A 17,478-nucleotide genomic window follows, 5' to 3' on the forward strand; every position below is an offset into this window, starting at 1 on the left:
CGATGAGCGGATGACGCGGTCGAAGAGCCGGATCGTCCGGGGGCGCAGCCCGTCCGGCCGACTGTCATGTCCCGCGTACTCGGTGTGACGAGAATCGCCACTGTTGGACTCCGAGTCAATAGTCCGGGACGGATGACCTGATGACACGTCAAGGCCGCCCGGCGTGACCGTCCGACGCGGGCGCCCACTCCCCGGGTCAGGCCTTCTTGACCACGCTCGACTTGAGCTGCATGGGGCCGAAGCCGTCGATCTTGCAGTCGATGTCGTGGCCGTCGACCCCGTCGACCAGCCGGATGTTGCGGACCTTGGTGCCCGCCTTGATCCCCGAGGGGCTGCCCTTGACCTTGAGGGCCTTGACGACGGTCACGGTGTCGCCGTCGCTCAGCACGTTGCCGACCGAGTCCTTGACCACCCGGTCGACGGCGGCACCCGACTCCTCGGCCGCACCCTCGGCGGGCACCCACTCGTTGCCGCACTCGGGGCAGACCATCAGGGCGTTCATCTCGTAGGTGTACTCGCTGGAGCACCGGGGACACGGGGGCAGGTTCTCGCTCACCCGGCCAGGATATCCGAACGCGGGTGCGAGTCACTCTCCGTGGTCATCCTGCCGCCCTGGGTGGTGGCGCCGGAGTTCGCCCCGGACCTTCCGGCGCAGACCTCAGACCAGGAAGCCCCGGAGCAGTGCGGCCGTCGCGGCGAGGTGCTCCTCGGTGGCGCGGCGGGCGGCCTCGCCGTCGCCGTCCAGGATCGCCCGGACCATAGCCCGGTGCTGGTCGGCGGCGTGCTCGATGTTGCGGTCCAGCATCGGGATGGCGTTGAGCAGGTCGTTGAGGCGCATCCGGGCCTCGGCGATGCCGGCGGCCAGCGTGCGCGAGCCGGTCAGCTCGCCGACCGCGAGGTGGAAGCGCGAGTCCAGCTGCCGGTACTGCTCCGCGGGCGCGCCCTCCAGGTCGGCCAGCCGGCGTTCCAGGTAGGCGCGCTGGTCGGGGGAGAGGGCGCGCCGGGCGGCGGCCTCGGCGGCGCCGGTCTCCAGCACCAGGCGGTAGGTCAGCGCGTCCTCCAGCTCGCCGCCGAGGTCGCGGGCGGCCCGGCGCAGCTCGGCGACGTCCGGCGGCGGCATCCGGTAGGTGACGAAGGTGCCGCCGTAGCGGCCGCGGCGCGGCTCGACGCAGCCGGCCTGCTGGAGCGTGCGGAGCGCCTCGCGCAGGGTCTCGCGGCTGACCCCGAGCCGGGCGGCGAGGTCGCGTTCGGCGGGCAGGCGGTCGCCGTGGCCGAAGACGCCCAGTTTGATCGCCTGGAGGAGGCGCTCGACGGTCTCCTCGAAGGCGTTGCCGGTCCGCACGGGCCGGAAGATCGCCCCGGCCTGCCAGTCCACGCGGGCCTGCTCGCGTGCTTCGTCGACGTCCACGCCGGAATCGTACCTATGAGCGCTCCCCGCAACCGCCCCCCGCACCACTCTTGACGCGGCCCCGGCGGGGGGTGAACGATGCTGCTCACCACCCCAATGGTCTGAATGCAGGCCATTGAAGAGCCGCCCGACCGTCTCGCCCGCCGGGGAGGCGCGCCACACCGACGTGGCCGCGCACCGCCCCGGCACACCTCAACCCCCAGGGGTGCCCATGACCGACGAACGCTCACCCGACCACCCTTCCCCGCCGGTGTTTCCGGTAGGCACATCCCCCGTTTCCGCCGACGAACAACGGCTCCGCGAGCTGGGATACACCCAGGAGCTCGCCCGTTCGATGTCGGGTTTCTCCAACTTCGCCGTCTCCTTCTCCATCGTCTCGATCCTGTCCGGCTGTCTCACCCTGTACGGGACGGGGATGAACGCCGGCGGGCCCGCGATGATCATCTGGGGCTGGCCGGTGGTCGGCCTGCTGACGCTCTGCGTCGGGCTGGCGATGGCCGAGATCTGCTCCAGCTACCCGACCGCGGGCGGCCTGTACTACTGGTCCGCCAAACTGGCCCGCAGCCGCGGCCCTGCCTGGAGCTGGTTCACCGGCTGGTTCAACTTCCTGGGCCAGGTCGCGGTGACCGCCGGCGTCGACTACGGCGCCGCCTTCTTCGCCAACGCCTTCCTCACTCTCCAGTTCGGCTTCGCGGCCACCCCCGCGCACACCGTGGAGATCTTCGCCGTCATCCTGGCGCTGCACGGGCTGCTCAACACCCGCGGCGTACGGCTGGTCGCCTTCCTCAACAACCTGTCCGTCTGGTGGCACCTGGTCGGCGTCGCCGTCATCGTCGGCGCGCTCGTCCTGCTGCCCGACCAACACGCCTCCGCCTCCTTCGTGTTCACCGAGTTCGTCAACAACACCGGCTTCCACAACCAGCTCTACGTGGCCATGCTCGGCCTGCTCATGGCCCAGTACACCCTCACCGGCTACGACGCCTCCGCCCACATGACCGAGGAGACCCAGGACGCCGCCCGCTCCGGCCCGCGCGGCATCGTCAACGCCATCACCGTCTCCCTGGTGGCCGGCTGGATCCTGCTGCTCGGCATCACCTTCGCCATCCGCGACTACGACGGCGCGCTCGACAGCGAGACCAAGGTGCCGCCCGCGCAGATCTTCATCGACGCCATCGGCACCAACGGCGCCGAACTGCTCCTGCTGATCGTCATCGGCGCCCAGTTCTTCTGCGGCATGGCCTCCGTCACCGCCAACTCCCGCATGATCTACGCCTTCTCGCGGGACGGCGCACTGCCCGGGTCCTCCCTCTGGCACCGAATCGACCCGCGCACCCAGACCCCCACCAACGCGGTCTGGCTGGCCACCGGCGGCGCCCTGCTGCTCGGCCTGCCCGCGCTGTGGAACTCCACCGCGTACACCGCCGTCACCTCGATCTCGGTGATCGGCCTGTACATCTCCTACGTCATCCCGGTCTACCTGCGGCTGCGCCAGGGCGAGGCCTTCCCGCGTGGCCCCTGGCACCTGGGCCGCTGGAGCCGGATGATCGGCATCGTCGCGGTCGGCTGGACGGCCGTGATCACCGTCCTGTTCATGCTCCCCACCGTCAACCCGATCACCGCCGAGAGCTTCAACTACACGCCCGTGGCCGTCGCCGTGGTCGTCGGCTTCGCCGGCATCTGGTGGCTCGCCTCCGCCCGCCACTGGTTCACCGGCCCCCGCCTCCACGAGACACCGCCGGGGCCCGCCGCTCCGGACGCCGAAGACGCCGAACTGGAGATCCGTTGAACAGCCCCAGGCTCACCCTCGACGAGCTGCGCAGCCGCGTGGCCGACGGCTCCGTCGACACCGTCGTCCTCGCGATGACCGACATGCAGGGACGCCTCCAGGGCAAACGCGTCGCCGCCGGGTACTTCCTCACCGACGTCGTCCCGAACGCCGCCGAGGGCTGCGGCTACCTGCTCGCCGTCGACGTCGACATGAACACCGTGGACGGTTTCGAGATCTCCTCCTGGGAGGGCGGCTACGGCGACCTCGTGTTCCGCCCCGACCTTGCCACCCTGCGCACCGTGCCCTGGCACCCGGCCACCGTCATGGTCCAGTGCGACATCACCCACCACGACGGCACCGCCGTCGCCGTCTCCCCGCGCCAGATCCTGCGCCGCCAGCTGGAGCGGCTGGCCGGGTACGGCTGGCAGGCCCACGCCGCCACCGAGCTGGAGTTCATCGTCTTCCGGGACACCTACGAGCAGGCCTGGGACAAGGACTACACCCGGCTCACCCCGGCCAACCAGTACAACGTGGACTACTCCGTCCTCGGCACCGGCCGGATCGAACCCCTGCTGCGCCGGCTGCGCAACGGGATGGCCGGCGCCGGCCTCACCGTCGAGTCGGCGAAGGGCGAGTGCAACCTCGGCCAGCACGAGATCGCCTTCAAGTACGCCGACGCCCTCACCACCTGCGACGACCACTCCGTGTACAAGACCGGCGCCAAGGAGATCGCCGCGCAGGAGGGCTACAGCCTCACCTTCATGGCCAAGTACGACGAACGCGAGGGCAACTCGTGCCACGTCCACCTCAGCCTCCGTGACGAGCAGGGCGCGCCGGTGTTCGCCGGGGACCGCCCGCACGGGTTCTCCCGCACCATGGAGCACTTCCTGGCCGGACAGCTCGCCTGCCTGGCCGACTTCGCGCTGTTCTTCGCCCCCACCGTCAACTCCTACAAGCGGTACGTGCCCGGCAGCTTCGCGCCCACCGCGATCGCCTGGGGGCGGGACAACCGCACCTGCGCCCTGCGGGTGGTCGGCCACGGCCCGTCGCTGCGCTTCGAGAACCGCGTCCCCGGCGGCGACGTCAACCCGTACCTCGCGGTCGCCGCCCTGATCGCGGCCGGGCTGCACGGCGTCGAGCAACAGCTCGAACTCGAACCGGAGTTCACCGGCAACGCCTACGCCTCCGACGCCCCGCGGGTGCCGGCCACCCTGCGCGACGCGGTCACCGCCTTCGAACAGAGCGCTGCCGCAGGCGAGGCCTTCGGCAAGGACGTCGTCCGCCACTACGCCCACGCCGGCCGGGTCGAACTCGCCGCCTACGACCGGGCGGTGACCGACTGGGAGCGGCGCCGCGGATTCGAACGGCTGTGAAGCCACGACGAACTCCGCGACCGACGCCCGACCTGCCGTGACCGTGAACCCAGAGAGCAACCGTGACCCGTGACCACCGCCGACGCCCCCTGATCGGCATCACCAGCTACCAGGACGAGGCCGCCTGGTCCGTCTGGCGCCAGCGCGCCTCGCTCGTCCCGCAGACCTACGTGGACGCCGTCGCGGTGGCCGGCGGCACGCCCGTGCTGCTGCCGCCGCAGCCCGGCGGCGTCGGCCACCTGCTGGACGCGCTGGACGGCCTCGTCCTGTCCGGCGGCCCCGACATCGACCCGGCCCGCTACGCGGCCGCCGCCGACCCGCGCACCGGCCCGCCGCACCACGCCCGCGACGACTGGGAGCTGGAGCTGCTACGGGGAGCCCTCGTCCGTGACCTGCCGCTGCTCGGCGTCTGCCGCGGCATGCAACTCCTGAACGTCGCCCTCGGTGGCACCCTGCGCCAGCACCTGCCCGAGCGGAGCCACCAGATCGTCCCGGCCGAATTCGTCCGCCACCAGGTCGGCGTCCACGACGGCAGCCGGCTCGCCACCGTCCTCGGGCCCGCCGCCGAGGTCTCCTGCTACCACCACCAGGCCGCCGACCGGATCGGAGCCGGGCTGCGCGCCACCGCCTGGGCCGCCGACGGGACGGTGGAGGCGCTCGAACTGCCCGGCCACCGCTTCGCGCTGGGCGTGCAGTGGCACCCCGAGACGGACCCCGACGACCACCGCCTCTTCCACGCACTCGTCGACGCCAGCTTCGTTCCTGCCAGCGACAGGGAGACAACCCGATGACCGACCCCGACCTCTACACGGTGGTCAACCCCGCCACCGAGGAGGTGATCACCACCGTCGAACTGGCCGGTGTCGCCGAGACCGACGCCGCCGTCGCCCGCGCCCGGGCCGCCTTCGACACCTGGCGCAAGGTCGCCCCCGCCGACCGGGCCCGCCTGCTGCGGGCCTTCGCCTCCGCCGTCGACGGCGACCGCGAGCACCTCGCCGCCCTGGAGGTCGCCAACGCCGGCCACACCGTCGGCAACGCCCGCTGGGAGGCCGGCAACGCCCGCGACGTCATCGAGTACTACGCCGCCGCCCCCGAGCGGCTCTTCGGCCGGCAGATCCCGGTCGCCGGCGGCCTCGACGTCACCTTCCAGGAGCCGCTCGGCGTCGTCGGCGTCATCGTGCCGTGGAACTTCCCGATGCCGATCGCCGCCTGGGCGCTGGCCCCCGCCCTCGCCGCCGGCAACACCGTCATCGTCAAACCCGCCGAACTCACCCCCCTCACCGCCCTGCGCCTCGGCGAACTCGCCCTCGAAGCGGGCCTTCCCGAGGGCGTGCTGCAGATCCTGCCCGGCCGCGGCCCGGTGGTCGGCCGGCGCTTCGTCACCCACCCGGACGTGCGGAAGGTGGTCTTCACCGGCTCCACCCCGGTCGGCAAGGAGATCATGGCGGGCTGCGCCGCCCAGGTGAAGCCGGTCACCCTCGAACTCGGCGGCAAGAGCGCCAACATCGTGTTCGCCGACGCCGACCTCGCCAAGGCCGCCGCCACGGCTCCCTACGCCGTCTTCGACAACGCCGGCCAGGACTGCTGCGCCCGTTCCCGGATCCTGGTCGAGGCCTGTGCCTACGACGAGTTCATGGCGCTGCTGGAGCCCGCAGTCCGGGCGGTGCGGGTCGGCGACCCGGCCGACGAGAAGACCGAGATGGGCCCGCTGATCTCCGCCGCCCACCACGCCCGGGTCGCCTCCTACGTCCCGGACGGGTCGGCGGTCGCCTTCCGGGGCAGCGCCCCCGACGGGCCCGGCTTCTGGTTCCCGCCGACGGTGCTGGCGCCGGTGCGGCACGACGACCGGGCGTTCACCGAGGAGATCTTCGGCCCGGTCGTCACCGTCGTCCCCTTCCGCGACGAGCAGGACGCCCTGCGCATCGCCAACGCCACCGAGTACGGCCTCTCCGGCTCCATCTGGACCAGGGACGTCGGCCGCGCGCTGCGGGTCTCCCGCGGGGTGGAGGCCGGCAACCTCTCCGTCAACTCGCACTCCTCGGTGCGCTACTCCACGCCCTTCGGCGGCTTCAAGCAGTCCGGTCTCGGCCGCGAGCTCGGCCCGGACGCCCTCGACGCCTTCACCCAGACCAAGAACGTCTTCATCTCCACGGAGGAATGATCAGCATGAGCGAGAGACTCGACGGCCGGGTGGCCGTCATCACCGGCGCGGGCAGCGGCATCGGACTGGCCACCGCCCGGCGGTTCGCCGCCGAGGGGGCCAAGGTGGTCTGCGCCGACCTCGACCCGGAGACCGGGGCCAAGGCCGCCAACGAGGTCGGCGGCCTCTTCGTCCAGGTCGACGTCACCGACGAGGACGCGGTGCGCGACCTCTTCCAGCGGGCCGTGGACGAGTACGGGCGGCTCGACATCGCGTTCAACAACGCGGGCATCTCCCCGCCGGACGACGACTCGATCCTCACCACCGGCCTGGACGCCTGGAAGCGCGTCCAGGAGGTCAACCTGACCAGCGTCTACCTCTGCTGCAAGTACGCGATCGGGCACATGCGGCGCCAGGGCAAGGGCTCCATCATCAACACCGCCTCCTTCGTGGCCGTGATGGGTGCGGCCACCTCGCAGATCTCCTACAGCGCCTCCAAGGGCGGCGTGCTGGCGATGTCGCGCGAACTGGGCGTGCAGTTCGCCCGCGAGGGCATCCGGGTCAACGCCCTCTGCCCGGGCCCGGTCAACACCCCGCTGCTCCAGGAGCTCTTCGCCAAGGACCCGGAGCGCGCCGCGCGCCGCCTCGTCCACATCCCCCTCGGCCGCTTCGCCGAGCCCGAGGAGATCGCCGCCGCGGTCGCCTTCCTGGCCTCCGACGACTCCTCCTTCATGACCGCCAACACCTTTCTCGTCGACGGCGGCATCTCCGGCGCCTACGTCACCCCGCAGTAACCCGCCACGCCACCACGGCCGGCCGGGGCACCCCAGGGCGCCCCGGCCGGCGCGCCTGTGCCCGGGCGGCCCGCCTATGCCCGGGCGAAGCGGTCGAAGTCGGCGGTGTCGTGGGCGCAGATCAGCTCCACCTCGTCCTGGCGCGTGTGGCGCAGCTCGCGCAGGCGCTCGCGGTTCTGCAGGCGGGCACGGCCGTCCACGGCCATCATCCGCTGGAAGGCGCTCAGCACGGGGGGCCTGCGCGGCGAGGCGGGATCGGTGTCGGCGCGCGAGAAGTAGGCGTCGCCGCAGTGCAGCAGCCAGCGGTCCGCGTCCGCGTCCCGGACGGCGACGCCGCAGTGGCCCCGGGTGTGCCCGGCCAGCGGGACCAGCAGGAGGCCGGGCACCTCGCGCGGCAGTACGGGGAGCGCGCGGAAGCCGTACCAGTCCTCGGTGGCGTCGTCCGCCCGGTGCTCCGCCCAGCGCGGGCCGTGCGCCCACTGGACGGGGCGGTAGCGGTCCCGCTCGCCGCGGGTCGGCGGCGCGGTGGCGGCCCGTAGTTCGTCGGCCAGGACGTGCACCTCGGCGTGCGGGAAGTCGCCGATCCCGCCCGCGTGGTCGGGGTCGAGGTGGGTCAGCACGATGTGGCGGACGTCGCGCGGGTCGTGGCCGAGCGCGCGGACCTGGTGCAGGGCGGTGCGGGCGGGTTGGAGCCGGGGGCGGACGGCCCCCAGCAGCGCGCGGCCGAGCCGGCGGGGGTCGGCGACGTCGGCGGTCCCGAACCCGGTGTCGACCAGGACGAGCCCCTGCGCGCCCTCCACCAGTAGGCAGTGCGCCGACAGCCGCCCGACCAGCGGCCCGCCGCTGCCCAGCAGCAGCCGGCCCCCGAGCGGGCACATGGTGGCGCAGTCCAGGTGGTGGATGGTCATCTTGCCTCCGGGGGTTCGGATACGGGTGCCGCGCAGCTGCTTCAGGCGGTCCGCAGGTGGTCGTGGGCCGGGGCGCCGCCGGCCGCGCCGGCGGGCGGCCGGGAGAGCAGCCGGTCCAGCTCCTCGGCCGGCCGGACGTCCCCGTGCGCGCTGTACAGCTCGCCCGCCGCCCGCAGGTGCTCGCGGGCCTCGGCGGCCCGGCCCGTCCCGGCCAGGAACTCGGCGAAGTGGCGCCGGGTCAGGGCGTGGAGCCGCACGTTCCCGGTCGATCCGCACAGGCGCAGGGCCTCCCGCCAGACCCGCTCGGCCGCCGTCCGCTCGCCCAGTGCCCGGAGGGCGAGGGCCTCGCTGACCATCGCCCAGAGGTGGGCGTTGGCGGTCGGGTTGCCGGCCAGCAGGGCGCGCGTCTCCCGGGCGTGCTCCAGCGCGGCCACGGGCTCGCCCAGGACGACCTTGAGGGCCGCCGCGTTGCTGAGCACGGTGGCGGCGTGCTCGCTCGGCCCGCTCGCCCGGATCAGCGCGAGCGCGGCCTGCGAGAGCCGGTCGGCGCCGGCCGGGTCGCCGGACAGCGCGGTCATCGAGGCGCGGACGGAGAGGGCGTGGACGTGCAGGTCGCCGTCGTCCGGCGTGGTCCGCGCGACGGCCTGCGCGGCGAGCGGCAGCGCCTCGGCGACGCGCCCGGTGGAGCCGAGCGCGCACGCCGTCGCCGCCTCCATGGCGGCGAGCCCCTCCCGGCCGCCGTCCAGCCGGGCGGCCCGCAACCCGATCCGCAGGCAGGCGAGGCGGTCGAAGACCCGCCCGGCGCCGTAGTACAGGGTGGCCGTCACCCGGGCCAGACGCCAGGCGCGCTCGTACTCGCCGCGGTCGGTGGCGGCCGACACCAGGGCGCGCAGCACCGGCTCCTCGGCGTGGCACCAGGCGAGCGTGGACGGGACGCCACCGAGCCGTGGCAGCGCCCGCGGCCCGGGCCCCTCCGGCCGGAACGGCTCGTGAAGCGGGTTGATCCGCCGCACCGCCAGGCCGGCGGCGACCAGCTCGTAGTCGACCAGGCTCCGGAACGCCTGCCGCCGCCGCTCGGCGGGGAGCCGGTCGAACAGCTCCGCGCCGTAGAGCCGGACGAGGTCGTGCCGCCCGAAGCGGCCGGGCGCGGGCTCCGACAGCAGGTGGTGGGCGGTGAGCGGGCCGAGCGCGTGCCGGGCCCCGTCGGCGTCCGAGCCGAGCAGGGCGGCCGCCGCGTACGGGTCGACCTCGGCCCCCGGGTGCACGGCCAGCAGGGCGAGCAGGCTCCGCGCGTTCTCGGGCAGGTGCTGGTACGTCAGGGAGAGCGCCGTCCGGACGCCGGCCGCCCCGCCCGGGGTGCCGAGGGCGGCCAGCCGGGTGCGCTCGTCGGTCAGCTCCGCCACCAGGTCGGCGACCGGCCGGCCTGGGCGGGCGGCGAGGCGGCCGGCCACGATCCGCAGGGCCAGCGGCAGCCGGTCGCAGAGCTCGGTCAGCCGCCCGGCCGGCTCCGGCTCGGCCGCCAGGCGCTCGGCCGTCAGCGCGCGCTCCAGCAGGCGGTACGCGTCGGCGGCCGGCAGGGCGGCGAGCTGGCACAGGGCGGCGCCGTCGGTGACCACCAGGGCCTCCAGGCTGTTGCGACTGGTGACCACCGTGGCGCAGCCGGGCCCCGAGGGCAGCAGGCCGGCGACGTCGTCGGCGCACCGCGCGTTGTCCAGGACGACGAGCAGCCGGCGGTGCCGGGTCTGCTCCCGGAAGAGCGCCGCCCGCGCGGCCCGGTCCTCGGGGATCGCCGCCTCGGGCAGGCCCAGCGCCCGCAGGAAGCTCCCCAGCACCTGGCCCGGGTCGCCCGGGCCGGCCGGGTCGAAGCCGCGCAGGTCGGCGAAGAGCCGGCCGTCCGGGAAGCCCGCCGCGGCGCGGTGCGCCCAGCGCACCACCAGCGCGGTCTTGCCCACGCCGGCGGGGCCGGCCACCACGGCCAGGCCGTCCCCGGTCCGCTCCGGCCCGCACTGCTGGTCCAGCCAGTCGTCCTCGGCGTCGCGGCCGACGAAACCGCGCGGCGGCGCGGGCAGCCGGCCGGCCACCGGAACCGTGGGCGGGCCGGGTTTCCCGGCGGCCCCCCCGGGTGCTGCGGTGGGCCGGCAGGGTGGGTCGGTGGCCCGGTCGGCGGCCCGGTCGGCCGCCAGGACCTCGGCGAGGGCCTGTTGCAGCGCGGGACCCGGGGTGACGCCCAGCTCCTCGCCCAGCCGCACGCGGGAGCGGTGGTAGACGCGGAGCGCGTCGGGGCTGCGGCCGCTCTGGTGCAGACAGCGCATCAGCAGGGCCGTCATGGGCTCGGACAGGCCGTCCGCGCGGACGGCCTGCTCCAGCGCGGGGACGGCCGTGTGGCCCTGCCCGAGGCGCAGCTGCCGCCGCGCCCACGCGGTCAGGGCCCCGGTCCGGGCGTCGTCCAGCCCGTCGGCCAGGGCGCCGCGGAGCGGGGTGGCCGGGAGGCCGGCGAGGGCGGCGCCCCGCCAGAGCCCGAGCGCCTGCCGGAGCAGTGCGGCGGCGGTGTCGTCGGTGGTCCCCGCGGCTCGCGCGGCCAGCTCCGCGGCGGCGACCGCGTCGACCGCGCCGGGGTCGCCGGTGAGCCGGTAGCCGGGCGCGCGGGTGAGCAGAGTGAAGCCCGAACCGGTCAGGAGCTTGCGCAGCGCCGCGATGTGGCCCTGCAGCGCCGCCTTCGCGTGGGTCGGCGGTTCGTCACCCCAGAGCAGCTCGAAGAACCGCTCGACCGGCACCGCCCGGCCCAGCTCCAGCGCGAGCAGGGCGAGCACCGCCCGCCGCTGCGCGCCGCCCACCGCGAGGGCCTCGCCGTCCGCGGTGCACAGCTCGACCGGGCCGAGCAGCCGTATCTCCATGGTCCCCGTCACCCTCAGCCGTGCTGGTCCCGCCGCCGCCCCGCACGGCGAGGGGAAGCCTACCGGCGGGTAGGCCGGCGGGGGCACCCGCCGTTCGCCGGGGGAGCGGCCGTTCGTCCGGCGGGGGTGGGCCGCGGTCCGGCCTCACCTGAGGCAGAGGCTCGATCAGAAGACCGGGCGCCCGCCCGGTGGCCCGGGTGAACTTCCCGGCCTGCCGGGGCCGTACAGCGGGGTGGGGGCGCGGTCCGGCGCCCCGGAGCTCCAGGGAGGAACTGGATGCAGTCCCGACGCGACCAGGTGCAGGCACACCTGTTCGTGATGAACAGGCTCGCCTCCGGAATGCTGCGGGCCGAGCCCGACGCGCCCGACACCCCCACCGGACGCACCACCAGAGGAGCCCTCACCGGGCTGGCGGTGGCCGTGCTGATCGGCCTCGGCGTGGCCGTCTACGGAGTCATGAAACCCGGCGGTGACGCCGAGTGGGCGAAACCCGGAACGCTCGTGGTGGTCAAGGAGAACGGCGCCCGCTACCTCTACCTCGGCGGGCAGCTGCACCCCGTGCTCAACGACACCAGCGCCAAGCTGGTGGCGGGCGAGGAGATGGCGGTCCGACAGGTCGGCCGCGACTCCCTGGAGAGCGCCCCGCGCGGCGGCCCGGTCGGCATCCTCGGCGCGCCCGACGGACTGCCGTCCGCCGCCCAACTGGCCGGTGCCACCTGGCTCGTCTGCGGCACCACCCAGCCCGGGCCGAACGGCCCGGGAAGCCCGGTCGTCCCGAAGCTGGCGCTGCTGGTGGACCCGTCGAAGGAGGGCAAGGCCCTCGCCCCGGCGCAGGGTGTCCTGGTCTCGACGCCCGACGGCACGGTCCACCTGCTCTGGCAGGGCCAGCGGCTGCGCGTCGACACCGCCAACCAGGCACTGCAGGCGCTCGGCTACGGCGGCACCGTGCCGTTCCCGGTCCAGGCCGGCCTGGTCAACGCGCTGCCCGCCGGGCCGGACCTGGCCGCCCCGGCCGTCCCCGGGCGAGGTGGGACCGGGCCGGCCCTCGCGGGCCGTGCCACCCGGACCGGCCAGCTCTTCCAGACCCCCGGCGGCGCGCACTACGTCCTCCTGGCGGAGGGCCTCGCCCCGCTCACCAGAACCCAGTTCGAGCTGCTGCGCGGCGACCCGCGGACCCAGAGCGAGGCCTACGGCGACGCCGCCCCGACGGTGGCGGATATCGGGGCCGCCGACCTCTCCGCCCACAAGGCACCCGCCGCCGCCCCGCCCGCCCTGCCCGAAGCGCCGCCCGCCCTGGTCGTGCCCGGGCGCGGCGAAGGCGTCTGCGCCGACCTGCACGCGGGCGCCGGCGCACCGACCGGCACCGTCACCGTGCTGCCGGGGGCGGAGGCGGCGGCGGGGCGCCCCCCGGCCGTCCAGCCGGGCGTGGCCGCCGGCTGCCCGGTGGCCGACCGGATCGCCGTCCCACCGGGCCGCGGAGCGCTGGTCCGGTCACTGTCCGGCGCGGGCACGGGCAGCACCGCCTACCTGGTCACCGAGGGCGGCGTGAAGTACCCGCTGCCGTCCGCCGCCGCAGTCAAGCAGCTCGGCTACGCGAACGCCGCCCCGGTGGCCGTTCCGGCCGCGGTCCTCGGCCTGCTGCCCGCCGGTCCGGCCCTCGACCCGGCCGCGCTGGCCGACGGCGTCGTGGCCGCGCCGACGACCGGCCCGGGTTCTTCGGCGTGCGGGTGAACCCGCCCGCGCAGAGCACCCGTTGACCCTGATGACGCGTGTGCGGGGCCGCACCCGTGGCCCCGTGAGCAGAAGGAAGGAGCACCAGCGATGTCCACCCCGCCCATGTTGGTCAAGGAAGACGAGGCGATCCGCCAGGTCCTCGCGAGCCTGGAGACGCAGATCGAGAACATGGTGACCGCCGGCCGCACGGTCGAGCGGATCAAGGAGGAGGTCGCCGCCGGCTACATCTCCGGGGCGAGCAGCACCTTCCAGGCGAAGATCGACGACTGGATGCAGCGGTACAACACGGTCATCGGGGCCTTCGAGCACTTCGTGCAGAGCACCCAGGGTGCGAACCAGATCCTCAGCCAGGCCGAGGAGGACGCCAGGATGCACGCCGCCGACGGCATCTACGACGGGCTCCAGGGCGCCTGACGGCCTGCTGGAAGAAACATCGAGAGGAGTACACCGATGCAGTTCGGAAACATCCAGCTTCACCACGAGACGGTGGCCCAGGCGGTCCAGGAGCTCCAGAAGGCCGGGTCCATGATGTCGGGCAATCTCGACACCCTGGTCAAGCAGCTGAGCAACGTGATCGACGGCGGCCACTTCCAGGGCGCCGCGGCCACCGCGTTCGAGGAGTTCGCCCGGGTGGTGTCCAACAACGAGCGCCAGATGGACGAGGACATCGCCGCCGCGGCCAGGACGCTCAACACCATGCACGAGATCATGCAGCAGTCGGACTCGGACGCCTCGAAGGGGTTCCACTAGCAGCGAGGGAGTGAGCGCGCATGAGCAGCGAAACCATCAAGGTCTCGCTCCCCGGCCTGGAGGAATTCGCGGCCAAGCTGTTCGAGTTCGGGGTGGAGGTGAACAGCTACAAGGCTGATCAGAGCAACACTCCGCCGCTGCTCCCCGGGAGCGACTCGTTCGCTCCGGCCGTTTCGTTGAAGAAGGCCTACGAGGAGTACCGGACGAGTGTCATCGGAGCCGTCGGCAAGCTCCATGGCGACATCGACCTCCTGAGGATGGATCTGTGGAGGGCGAGCCGCAAGCTCGGCGACGGGGAGCACGACTCCCTCACGGAGGCGCAGATGCTGGACATCCTCAAGGACCTGATGGGCGGTACGGGCTCGCCCACGACCATCTGACGAATCACCAGCGGCCGGGCGAGGGTGAGAGCCCGCCCGGCCCGTTGCTGTGAAGTCGCCCCGACCCGCCCCGACCCGCTCCGACTCACCGGGATGAAACCATGGCAGAAGCGCCTTCGAAGTCGTACCCCTGGGAAGAGATGATCAGGGCCTTCGCCGGCTCCGACCACACCAGTATCACGGACCGCGATGCCGTGACGGCCCAGAAGTGGATCACCGGCCACAAGCTCACGACGGCTCCGAAGGCCACCAACGACCTGCGGAAGGTCAAGGGCAAGGTCGGTAGCGAGGACGTCGCGGGCTACGACATGTGGGCCGAGTGGGTCTACCCCACCAAGTCAGGAGCAACGGAGTACAGCACACTCCTCGGCGTCACCTGCAACTGGCCGTTCTGGGACGAACCGACCGCGGGGGCCACGTACAGCGCCTTCGGCAGCTTCAGGCGGAACGCGGACCTCGTCCTGGGCCCGTTGCTGTGGGGCAACGTCCTCGCCAACGACAAGACGAGCGAGAAGAGTTTCACCACGGCGGCTGCGAGTATCAGAACCCTCGACAAATGGATCGCGGACCAGCGGGCGAAGATCCAGGCGTGGGCCGACTCCGTCGACGGTGCGGGCAGTGAGTTCCAGGGCAGCGCGGCCGGCAGGTTCAAGGAGGTCCTGGTCGGGCTGAGGGGCGAGTTCGAGGAGCTTCACATCCGGCTCGGCGGGGACGGCGACCTCATCGCGAAGCAGCTCGAAAAGGCTCGTGACGGGTTGCACAGCGCGGTGGCGAGCCTCTACATGGACGGTTACACCGCCTGGGGAGGCAAGCCCGCGTACGAGGGCACCGGCAGCTGGGTACTCCAGGCGGAAACGCACCCGGATGTCCCGGAATCGTGGCTCTGGCCGCACGCCTGCATACGGTACGCGTTCTCCGTCGGGGTTGCCCAGGTGATACCCACCCTCAACGCCAATTATCAGGCCGATTTCGCACTCGCTCTTGGTGTTGCGAAAGGCAGTACCGCCAAGACCGGCGCACTCGTGCCGCCCACCGACATGGCGGGAGACGGCTTCATCGACTGGCTGGAGACGACGGCCGTCGACAAGTGGAAAAGCTGGATCGTGGAAAAGCTCGACTGGGCGGCAGTCAACGCGAAATTCGCCCTGACCCCGCTCTACAACACCACGAGCGGTTACCTCGGGACCTTCACCGCACCGACGATCACGCTGCCGACCGAGCAGCCGCCCAAGACCGGTCCGGACGCCCCGCCCGGGGCGGGAGGCGACGGATCGAACGGCGGCAAGGGACCGGATCTCGGCGGCGGGGACAAGGGAGGGGGTCTCCCTCCGCCGCCGAAGGCCGACATCGGCCCGCCACCCCCCACGAAGGGCGATCTCAGCGGCATCGGCGGGGGGAAGGGCACCGGCGGGATCGGCGGGATCGGCGGTGGCAACGGCCAGTTGCCGCTCCTCGGCAAGGACGGCAAGCAGCTGCTGGGCAAGGACGGCAAGCCCCTGACCGTGCCGCCCGGTACCAAGGTCAACGACAAGGGCGAGCTGATCGGGCCCGACGGCAAGCCGCTGCTGGGCTCGGACGGGAAGCCCCGCCACGTGCCGGCGGGCACCACCATCGGGCAGCCGACGCCGACCGGGAGCGTCTTCAAGGTCCCGGTCGGGTCGAAGGTGAACGGCGACGGCACGGTGACCGGGCCGGACGGCGCCAAGCTGCGCGACGCGAACGGGAACCCGGTCGTGCTGGGCAAGGACTCGACCATCGACAAGGACGGCATCGTCCGGGACGCTGCCGGGCGGCCCGTGTCGCCGCTGGAACAGTTGCTGTCGGACGAGGAGCAGGCGCTCGCCTCGCGCGGCGGCGTGTACACCGGCGGCTCGACCGGGGGCGTGTTCATGGGCGGCGGTGGCGGCGGCGGGACGGGCGGATACACCGGTCTGCCCCTCTCGTTGGGCGGGCTGGGCGAGACGTTCGGGACGGGCGGTACGGGCGGCCTGCGTGGCACCGGCACCGGGACCGACCTGTTCGGCGAATCGCCGGGTGGCGGTTCGGGACTCCGGACGAGCGGCGGCATCGCGGCCGCCGGTCCGCCGTCGCTGGGGGTCGGCGGCAAGATGGCCACCACCCTGGGCGTCGCCAAGGGCGCCGCGGCGATGGCCGAGGAGACGGCCGCGCTGCGGGGCGCCTCCGCCCAGCGGGCCGCGGCGGCGACCGCCGCGGAGGAGGCCGAGCTGATGGGCCGCCGGGTCTCCACGACCGGCGGAGCGGGCGCACCCATGATGCCGCCGCCGGGCGGCGCCGGCGGTGCGGCCGGCCAGGGCGAGAAGGAGCGGCAGCGCACCACCTGGCTGGCCGAGGACGAGGAGGTCTGGGGCACCGACGCCGGTGGCGTGACCGGGGTCATCGGCCGCTGAGCGGATTCCCGCGACCGGCCGAACCTCCGGGCCGCGTCCGTCCGTAGAACGGAACGGACGACCCACAAGCCGGCGTGTTCCGGGTCCTGCCCCCGTGGGGCCCGGAACACGCCACGGGAAGAGACGGAGGTGCCGGCGATGTCGTTCTCGTACGCCGAGCAGATCGAACAGGCGATGGCCACACTGGCCGAGCAACAGGCGCAGATGGCCGCGACGGCCAAGGAGTTGGAGGCGGCCACCGCCTCGGCGACCTCCAAGGACCGGATGGTCACGGCGGTGGTCGGGGCGCAGGGGCAGGTGGTCTCACTGACCTTCCACACCTCGGCCTACCGCTCGATGGCGCCGGCCGAGCTGGGCCGGGTGCTCACCGAGGTGCTGAACACCGCCCGGGCCGAGATCGGCGAGCGGGTGATCGAGGGGATGAGCGCCTTCAGCGGGCTGGGCGAGATGCTGCGCAGCTCGATGACCGGCGGGACCGAACTGGACGACCTGCTGGAGCCGTTGCGCTCGATGCGGCCCGGCCACGCCGACGCGGCCGCGGAGGAGCGTCGCAGGCGCGAGCGGCAGGAGGAGTTCCGTGGCTAGGCAGCTCACCGCCATGGCGGACCTCTACGCCGCGTTCGCCAAGTTCCCCGACATGTCGGACCTCGTCGACCTCATGGGGACGAGGGCCGACGCGATCGACGAGTTCAACCGGGACTCGGCCGGAAACGACGACATCGGGAAGACCTACCACAAGAACGCCGACGCACCCACCCAGATCCTGCACTCGCTGATCAAGGGTGTGCGCGACACGCTCAACAGCGCGGGAACGAGCGGACAGCACGCGGCCGCCCTGTTCGCCAACGCCAACGAGGACGCCAACAGCGTGGTCTGACGCGCGCCGCCCGTCCGGCACCGGCCGCCGCCGTAGCCCCGACC

General features: G+C 73.4%; 16 protein-coding genes. 12 read left to right on the top strand and 4 right to left on the bottom strand.

The window, feature by feature from the left end; genetic code table 11:
• Nucleotides 1-196: 196 nt before the first annotated feature.
• Nucleotides 197-556, bottom strand: a complete 360-nt coding sequence (locus OG286_RS33710; RefSeq protein WP_405358913.1) for a zinc ribbon domain-containing protein YjdM — start codon at nucleotides 554-556, stop codon at nucleotides 197-199.
• A gap of 102 nt (nucleotides 557-658) precedes the next feature.
• Nucleotides 659-1,408 (bottom strand): FadR/GntR family transcriptional regulator, encoded by a 750-nt coding sequence (locus OG286_RS33715; RefSeq protein WP_396321095.1) that lies wholly within the window; start codon nucleotides 1,406-1,408, stop codon nucleotides 659-661.
• 334 nt (nucleotides 1,409-1,742) lie between these two features.
• On the opposite strand from OG286_RS33715, the gene OG286_RS33720 reads away from it, so the two are divergent.
• The 5 genes from OG286_RS33720 to OG286_RS33740 all read left to right on the top strand — a co-directional run bounded on the left by OG286_RS33720 (nucleotide 1,743) and on the right by OG286_RS33740 (nucleotide 7,483).
• Nucleotides 1,743-3,194: an amino acid permease gene (locus OG286_RS33720; protein ID WP_396321096.1), complete on the top strand. Its 1,452-nt coding sequence runs from the start codon at nucleotides 1,743-1,745 to the stop codon at nucleotides 3,192-3,194.
• A complete protein-coding gene (locus OG286_RS33725) occupies nucleotides 3,191-4,549 on the top strand; it encodes a glutamine synthetase family protein (RefSeq protein WP_405358911.1) in 1,359 nt (452 codons plus the stop codon). Before OG286_RS33720 ends, OG286_RS33725 begins: the two co-directional genes overlap by 4 nt.
• 62 nt (nucleotides 4,550-4,611) lie before the next feature.
• Nucleotides 4,612-5,340 carry a gamma-glutamyl-gamma-aminobutyrate hydrolase family protein gene (locus OG286_RS33730; protein WP_396321099.1) on the top strand — a complete coding sequence of 243 codons (729 nt, stop codon included), beginning with the start codon at nucleotides 4,612-4,614 and terminating at the stop codon, nucleotides 5,338-5,340.
• A complete protein-coding gene (locus OG286_RS33735) occupies nucleotides 5,337-6,710 on the top strand; it encodes an aldehyde dehydrogenase family protein (protein ID WP_396321101.1) in 1,374 nt (457 codons plus the stop codon). Before OG286_RS33730 ends, OG286_RS33735 begins: the two co-directional genes overlap by 4 nt.
• Nucleotides 6,711-6,715: 5 nt before the next feature.
• Complete coding sequence (locus tag OG286_RS33740) at nucleotides 6,716-7,483, top strand: 3-oxoacyl-ACP reductase (RefSeq protein ID WP_396321103.1); 768 nt, start codon at nucleotides 6,716-6,718, stop codon at nucleotides 7,481-7,483.
• Between the two features lie 74 nt (nucleotides 7,484-7,557).
• On the opposite strand, the gene OG286_RS33745 is transcribed toward OG286_RS33740, so the two are convergent.
• Nucleotides 7,558-8,391 (bottom strand): MBL fold metallo-hydrolase, encoded by an 834-nt coding sequence (locus OG286_RS33745; RefSeq protein WP_405358908.1) that lies wholly within the window; start codon nucleotides 8,389-8,391, stop codon nucleotides 7,558-7,560.
• A gap of 41 nt (nucleotides 8,392-8,432) precedes the next feature.
• Nucleotides 8,433-11,285 (bottom strand): AfsR/SARP family transcriptional regulator, encoded by a 2,853-nt coding sequence (locus tag OG286_RS33750; RefSeq protein ID WP_405358906.1) that lies wholly within the window; start codon nucleotides 11,283-11,285, stop codon nucleotides 8,433-8,435.
• Nucleotides 11,286-11,561: 276 nt separating this feature from the next.
• On the opposite strand from OG286_RS33750, the gene eccB reads away from it, so the two are divergent.
• The 7 genes from eccB to OG286_RS33785 all read left to right on the top strand — a co-directional run bounded on the left by eccB (nucleotide 11,562) and on the right by OG286_RS33785 (nucleotide 17,434).
• Nucleotides 11,562-13,016, top strand: coding sequence for a type VII secretion protein EccB (gene eccB, locus OG286_RS33755; RefSeq protein WP_405358904.1), 1,455 nt, complete (start codon nucleotides 11,562-11,564; stop codon nucleotides 13,014-13,016).
• 90 nt (nucleotides 13,017-13,106) lie between these two features.
• Complete coding sequence (locus OG286_RS33760; RefSeq protein WP_148646267.1) at nucleotides 13,107-13,433, top strand: hypothetical protein; 327 nt, start codon at nucleotides 13,107-13,109, stop codon at nucleotides 13,431-13,433.
• A gap of 36 nt (nucleotides 13,434-13,469) precedes the next feature.
• Entirely contained in the window at nucleotides 13,470-13,769 is a 300-nt protein-coding gene (locus OG286_RS33765) for a hypothetical protein (RefSeq protein WP_396321107.1), read from the top strand.
• Between the two features lie 20 nt (nucleotides 13,770-13,789).
• The gene (locus OG286_RS33770) at nucleotides 13,790-14,149 is read left to right on the top strand and encodes a hypothetical protein (RefSeq protein WP_396321108.1); all 360 of its coding nucleotides are present in this window, start codon (nucleotides 13,790-13,792) and stop codon (nucleotides 14,147-14,149) included.
• 101 nt (nucleotides 14,150-14,250) lie between these two features.
• On the top strand, nucleotides 14,251-16,557 hold the full coding sequence (locus OG286_RS33775) for a hypothetical protein (RefSeq protein WP_396321109.1): 2,307 nt from the start codon (nucleotides 14,251-14,253) through the stop codon (nucleotides 16,555-16,557).
• Nucleotides 16,558-16,695: 138 nt separating this feature from the next.
• Nucleotides 16,696-17,142 carry a YbaB/EbfC family nucleoid-associated protein gene (locus OG286_RS33780; RefSeq protein WP_405358901.1) on the top strand — a complete coding sequence of 149 codons (447 nt, stop codon included), beginning with the start codon at nucleotides 16,696-16,698 and terminating at the stop codon, nucleotides 17,140-17,142.
• The gene (locus tag OG286_RS33785) at nucleotides 17,135-17,434 is read left to right on the top strand and encodes a hypothetical protein (RefSeq protein ID WP_396321112.1); all 300 of its coding nucleotides are present in this window, start codon (nucleotides 17,135-17,137) and stop codon (nucleotides 17,432-17,434) included. Before OG286_RS33780 ends, OG286_RS33785 begins: the two co-directional genes overlap by 8 nt.
• Nucleotides 17,435-17,478: the final 44 nt, after the last annotated feature.

The organism is Kitasatospora sp. NBC_00039 (genome assembly GCF_045160625.1).
Lineage (GTDB): Bacteria > Actinomycetota > Actinomycetes > Streptomycetales > Streptomycetaceae > Kitasatospora.